This is a genomic window from Stenotrophomonas sp. P5_A8, assembly GCF_056400545.1.
The window spans coordinates 1-5680 of the sequence record NZ_JBFULB010000245.1 but is presented as its reverse complement, the minus strand read 5'-3'; the positions used below and the strand labels follow the sequence as shown (position 1 = coordinate 5680).

Annotated in this window: 5 protein-coding genes and 1 pseudogene; all 6 read left to right on the top strand. The window is 66.8% G+C overall.

All coding sequences use genetic code 11. The features are described 5' to 3' along the window. Positions 1–32 precede the first annotated feature (32 nt). The gene (locus AC1DQP_RS15290; protein WP_457319943.1) at positions 33–1952 is read left to right on the top strand and encodes a potassium transporter Kup; all 1920 of its coding nucleotides are present in this window, start codon (positions 33–35) and stop codon (positions 1950–1952) included. Positions 1953–2444: 492 nt separating this feature from the next. Further along, on the top strand, positions 2445–3485 hold the full coding sequence (gene ruvB / locus AC1DQP_RS15285; RefSeq protein ID WP_256775474.1) for a Holliday junction branch migration DNA helicase RuvB: 1041 nt from the start codon (positions 2445–2447) through the stop codon (positions 3483–3485). Then, positions 3475–3906, top strand: a complete 432-nt coding sequence (gene ybgC / locus AC1DQP_RS15280; protein WP_256775473.1) for a tol-pal system-associated acyl-CoA thioesterase — start codon at positions 3475–3477, stop codon at positions 3904–3906. Before ruvB ends, ybgC begins: the two co-directional genes overlap by 11 nt. Before the next feature lie 10 nt (positions 3907–3916). Continuing rightward, complete coding sequence (tolQ, locus tag AC1DQP_RS15275) at positions 3917–4696, top strand: protein TolQ (RefSeq protein WP_478051933.1); 780 nt, start codon at positions 3917–3919, stop codon at positions 4694–4696. A gap of 24 nt (positions 4697–4720) precedes the next feature. Then, a complete protein-coding gene (gene tolR / locus AC1DQP_RS15270) occupies positions 4721–5149 on the top strand; it encodes a protein TolR (RefSeq protein ID WP_312239337.1) in 429 nt (142 codons plus the stop codon). Then, a pseudogene (locus AC1DQP_RS15265) lies at positions 5139–5680 on the top strand (cell envelope integrity protein TolA); the annotation flags it as partial. The gene tolR and the pseudogene AC1DQP_RS15265, both read left to right, overlap by 11 nt.

Genomic DNA, 5680 nt, shown 5'->3' with positions numbered 1-5680 from the left:
TCCTGATACCGACCGCGTCCGCCCGGAGCCTCATGTCCACCTCTCCCACCCAGCACGACAGCGGCCACGCCGCGCACGGCCACGCGCCCGCGGCCGGCGGCATGGCGCTGATCATCGGCGCCATCGGCGTGGTGTTCGGCGACATCGGCACCAGCCCGCTGTACACGCTGAAGGAGGCCTTCTCCCCGCATTACGGCCTCAGCAGCGACCACGACACCGTGCTGGGCGTGCTGTCGCTGGCGTTCTGGGCGCTGAACATCGTGGTCACGCTCAAGTACGTCACCATCATCATGCGCGCCGACAACGAGGGCGAAGGCGGCATCATGGCCTTGATGGCGCTCACCCAGCGCACCCTGCGCAACGGCTCGCGCTCGGCCTACGTGGTGGGCATCCTGGGCATCTTCGGCGCCTCGCTGTTCTTCGGAGACGGGGTGATCACCCCGGCCATTTCGGTGCTGGGTGCGGTCGAGGGCCTGGAGGTAGCCGCGCCGGGCCTGCATGCGTTCATCGTGCCGATCACCGTGGTGGTGCTGCTGGCGGTCTTTGCCGTACAGCGCTTTGGCACCGAGAAGATCGGCAAGCTGTTCGGGCCGATCACCTCGATCTGGTTCATTTCGCTGGCCGCCATCGGCATCTGGAACATCGTCGATGCGCCCGAGGTGCTCAAGGCGTTCAACCCGATGTGGGCGCTGCGCTTCTTCATGGAACATGGCTGGCACGGCATCTTCATCCTCGGTGCAGTGGTGCTGGCCGTGACCGGTGGCGAGGCGCTGTACGCGGACATGGGCCACTTCGGGGCCAAGCCGATCCGCCACGCCTGGTACTTCTTCGTGCTGCCGTGCCTGGTGCTGAATTACCTGGGGCAGGGCGCGCTGGTGCTCAACAATCCCGAAGCGGTGAAGAACCCGTTCTTCGAGGCGGTGCCGGACTGGGCGCTGTACCCGATGATCATCCTGGCCACCATGGCCGCGGTGATCGCCTCGCAGTCGGTGATCACCGGGGCGTTCTCGGTGTCGCGCCAGGCCATGCAGCTGGGCTACATCCCGCGCATGCGCATTACCCACACCTCCCACGACACCATCGGCCAGATCTACATCCCGGGCATCAACTGGGGCATCGCGGTGATGGTGATCGGGCTGGTGCTGGCCTTCCGCAGCTCGTCCAACCTGGCCGTGGCCTACGGCATCTCGGTGTCGGCGACCATGCTCATCGATACCCTGCTGCTGGCGCTGGTGGCGCGCGCGCTGTGGCCGACCTCGCGGTACTGGATCATTCCGCTGTGCGTGATCTTCTTCATCATCGACCTGGGCTTTGTGATCGCCAACGGCGCCAAGCTGCTGCAGGGCGCGTGGTTCCCGGTGGTGCTGGGCATCGTGCTGTTCACGATGATGCGCACCTGGCGGCGGGGCCGCGAACTGCTGCGCGATGAGATCCGCAAGGACGGTATCCGCATCGATACCTTCCTGCCCGGGCTGATGCTGGCCCCGCCGGTACGCGTGCCGGGCACGGCGGTGTTCCTGACCGCCGACCCGACCGTGGCCCCGCATGCGCTGATGCACAACCTCAAGCACAACAAGGTGCTGCACGAGCGCAATGTGTTCCTGCACGTGGTGACCCTGCCGGTGCCGTATGCGCCAGAGGGCCAGCGCCTGAAGATCGAGTCGGTGGGCGATGAGTTCTACCGGATCTACGTGCGCTTCGGCTTCATGGAGACCCCGGACGTGCCGCTGGCGCTGATGCGCTCGTGCGACCACGGCGGGATCTACTTCGACCCGATGGACACGACCTTCTTCGCCAGCCGCGAGACGATCGTGGCCACGGCCAATCGCGGCATGCCGATCTGGCGCGACAAGCTGTTCGCGCTGATGCACCGGAACGCGGCCCCGGCGACCGGCTTCTTCCGGATTCCGGGCAACCGGCTGGTAGAGCTGGGGGCGCAGGTGGAGATCTGACTCCGTCAGATCGCCACCTGCGGCCCAAGGTTTGCTTCGCAAACCTTGGGACCCGGGCGCATTCCACCTGATCCCCGCGCCTTCGGCGCGCCCCCTTGAAACGCAGTCGCCGTTGGCGCCGGCGTTCCGCGCATTCCACCTTATCCCCCCGCCTTCGGCGCGCCCCCTTGAACACCAAGGGGGCTCTCCTCCAGACGGTTGGCGCGAGCGGTGGAGAAAGATGTCACGGCTTTGCTTGCCTGGCGGCGCACGGCGTGTTGGCGAAGGCGGGGTGGGTCCGGTTGCGGGGGCGTGAGCCRCATGGATGCGGCGACCGAGCTTACAGGGACGTACTTGCAGCGTCTCCCGCAGCCGGACCCACTCCGCCGTCTCCCAGTACGTCGGCTGCTGCCTTGGCTGTTGCCGGGCAGAGCCCGGCGCTACGCGTGGAGCCGGCCAGCGGCCGGCACTACCGGGGCGCGGATTGCGCTCCTTTTGCCGCATAATTGCCGAATGACAGACGACCGCATCATCGGTGCCGGCGCCACCCGGGAAGACGAGGGCACCGACGCCAGCATCCGCCCCAAGCGCATGGCCGATTACCTGGGCCAGGCGCCGGTGCGCGAGCAGCTGTCGATCTATATCGAGGCGACCAAGGCCCGTGGCGACGCGCTCGACCACGTGCTGATCTTCGGACCGCCGGGGCTGGGCAAGACCACCTTGAGCCATGTGATCGCCAACGAGCTGGGCGTGGCCCTGCGTGTGACGTCCGGGCCGGTGATCGAAAAGGCCGGCGACCTGGCCGCGCTGCTGACCAACCTGCAGCCGCACGATGTGCTGTTCATCGACGAAATCCACCGCCTGTCGCCGGTGGTGGAAGAAGTGCTGTACCCGGCGATGGAGGACTTCCAGATCGACATCATGATCGGCGACGGCCCTGCAGCCCGCTCGATCAAGATCGACCTGCCGCCGTTCACCCTGATCGGGGCCACCACCCGTGCCGGACTGCTGACCGCGCCGCTGCGCGACCGTTTCGGTATCGTGCACCGGCTGGAGTTCTACACCCCCGAAGAGCTGACCAAGATCGTGCGGCGCTCGGCGGCGATCCTCAACATCGACTGCACCGCCGACGGCGCGGCCGAGATCGCGCGGCGCTCACGCGGCACCCCGCGTATCGCCAACCGGCTGCTGCGCCGGGTCCGCGACTACGCCCAGGTCAAGGCCGCCGGGCATATCGACCAGGACGTGGCGCAGGCGGCCATGCAGATGCTCAAGGTGGACCCGGAAGGCTTCGACGAGCTGGACCGGCGCATGCTGCGGACCATGGTCGACTACTTTGATGGTGGTCCGGTGGGGATCGAATCGCTGGCCGCGGCGCTGTCCGAAGAGCGGGGCACGCTGGAAGACGTGGTCGAGCCCTACCTGATCCAGCAGGGCTTCCTGATCCGCACCGCGCGCGGCCGCATGTGCACGCACAAGGCGTACCGGCACATGGGGCTCAAGCCGAAGAACCCGCCGGCGGACCTGTTCGCGGAGAGCATCGATGGCGGTTGATCCCCGGTTCAGTTGGCCGACACGCATCTACTGGGAAGATACCGACGCTGGCGGGGTGGTCTACCACGCGCGCTATGTGGCCTTCATGGAACGCGCACGAACCGAATGGATGCGGGCGCTGGGCTTTGGCCAGGAGCGTACGCGTACCGACCACGGCATGGTGTTCGCGGTCCGCGCGATGACCCTGGATTTTCTCAAGCCGGCGCGGCTGGACGATGCGCTGGACGTGACCGCCACGCTGGTGCAGTGCAAGCGCGCCAGCATGGTGTTCGACCAGCGCGTGTGTCGCGGCGATGAAACGCTGCTGACTGCCCAGGTCAGGATCGCGGCATTGGATGCCTCCACTTTCAAACCACGTGGCATGGACGATGCTCTCCTCGCCGCGTTGAAACCCTACGAACTTCAAGTATCCGCACAGTGAGGAACAACGGATGATCGCAATGCTCCTGGCCCTGCAGGCCACGGTGACCGAAGCGCTGCCGCAGGAAGTCACCAGCGCCGCGGCGCAGACTGTCGCGCAGGCCGCGCATGGCGGTGGCATCAATTACCTGGACCTGATGATCAAGGCCAGCCTGCCGGTGAAGATCATCGTGCTGCTGCTGCTGGCCGGGTCGYTCATCAGCTGGGTGATCATCTTCCGCAAGGCGCGCGTGTTCAACGCCGCCAACCGCGAGGCCGACGAGTTCGAAAGCCGCTTCTGGTCCGGTGCGGACCTGGGCAAGCTGTACAGCTCGGCCACCGACCGCAACCGCAAGGTGGGCGGCCTGGAGGCGATCTTCGAAGCCGGCTTCCGCGAATTCACCCGCCTGCGCGACAAGCGCCGGCTGGACKGTCGTGCCCAGCTTGAAGGCGCCCAGCGCGCCATGCGCACCACTTACACCCGTGAAGTGGACCAGATGGAACGCAGCCTGGAACTGCTGGCCAACATCGGCTCCACCGCGCCCTACGTGGGTCTGGTCGGTACCGTGTTCGGCATCATGGTGACCATGCACGACATGATCAACAGCGGTGAACAGGCTGGCATCGCCTCGGTCGCGCCGGGCATCTCCGAAGCCCTGTTCGCCACCGCCATCGGCCTGTTCGTGGCGATCCCGGCCGTGTGGGCCTACAACCGCTTCACCACCCGCGTGGAGCGCATGTCGGTCCGTTTTGAAACCTTCGCAGAAGAGTTCAGCTCGATTCTGCAGCGCCAGAGCGCGGGCGACGAGTAAGCGCCCCAGCACAAGGACCCTGCCATGACTGCTGCCCTCGGCCGCCGCAAGCGCCGCAAGCTCAAATCCGAAATCAACGTCGTGCCGTACATCGACGTTATGCTGGTGCTGCTGATCATCTTCATGGTCACCGCGCCGCTGCTCACGCTGAGCTTCGATGTCGACCTGCCCAACTCCCAGGCCAAGGCCCTGGAAAGCAAGCAGGACCCGGTCATCGTGTCGGTGCGCCTGGACGGGCAGCTCAGCCTGAAGGTGCCCGAGGCCAAGGAACCGGCCTTGATGGACGCCGGCCAGCTGCAGGCGCAGCTGGGCGCGCTGGCCGCGCAGGACAAGAACCTGCGCGTGATCGTCGCCGCCGACAAGGCTGTGTCGTATGAAAAGGTGATCGCGGCAATGGACGTGATCAAGCGCGCCAACGTCGAAAAGGTGGGCCTGGCGACCGATGCACGCTGAAGCCCTGCCACCGCAGCGCCAAGCGCAGAACGAGTGGGGGCTGCCGATCGTCCTCGCGCTGCTGGTGCACCTGCTGCTCGCGCTGGTGTTCATCGGCGCGTGGCTGTGGTCGCCGCAGCGCACCACCGAGGCCGCCGCCGGCGACCCGGCGATCGAGGCCAGCATGCAGTTGTCCGCCTCCGAGGCGGCCGCTGCGCGCCAGGCGCTGCGTGCCTCGGAAAAGCTGCCGGACCTGCCTGAGCCCGTCCCGCCGCCCGAGCCGATTCCCGAAGACACCGTGCCGCCGCCGCAGCCGATCGAGGAGCCGCGTCCGCAGGATGCGCCCACGCCGCAGCAGCAACAGGCCCAGGAGCGCGTGGCCCAGCCCGACACGGTCGACCAGGACGCGGTGAGCGCGTTGTCGATCGCCGCCGAAAAGGCCAAGCAGGAACAGGAAGCCAAGCGCCGCCAGGAACAGATCGACCTGACCGAGCGCAAGCGCCAGGAACAGGCCGAGCAGAAGCTGCGCCTGGCCAAGCAGCAGGAAGAGGC

What these genes read in the sequence shown, in the direction of transcription:
- AC1DQP_RS15290 (WP_457319943.1), top strand. Translation starts at nt 33, where the DNA reads ATGTCCACCTCTCCCACCCAGCACGACAGCGGCCACGCCGCGCACGGC.
- ruvB (WP_256775474.1), top strand. Translation starts at nt 2,445, where the DNA reads ATGACAGACGACCGCATCATCGGTGCCGGCGCCACCCGGGAAGACGAG.
- ybgC (WP_256775473.1), top strand. Translation starts at nt 3,475, where the DNA reads ATGGCGGTTGATCCCCGGTTCAGTTGGCCGACACGCATCTACTGGGAA.
- tolR (WP_312239337.1), top strand. Translation starts at nt 4,721, where the DNA reads ATGACTGCTGCCCTCGGCCGCCGCAAGCGCCGCAAGCTCAAATCCGAA.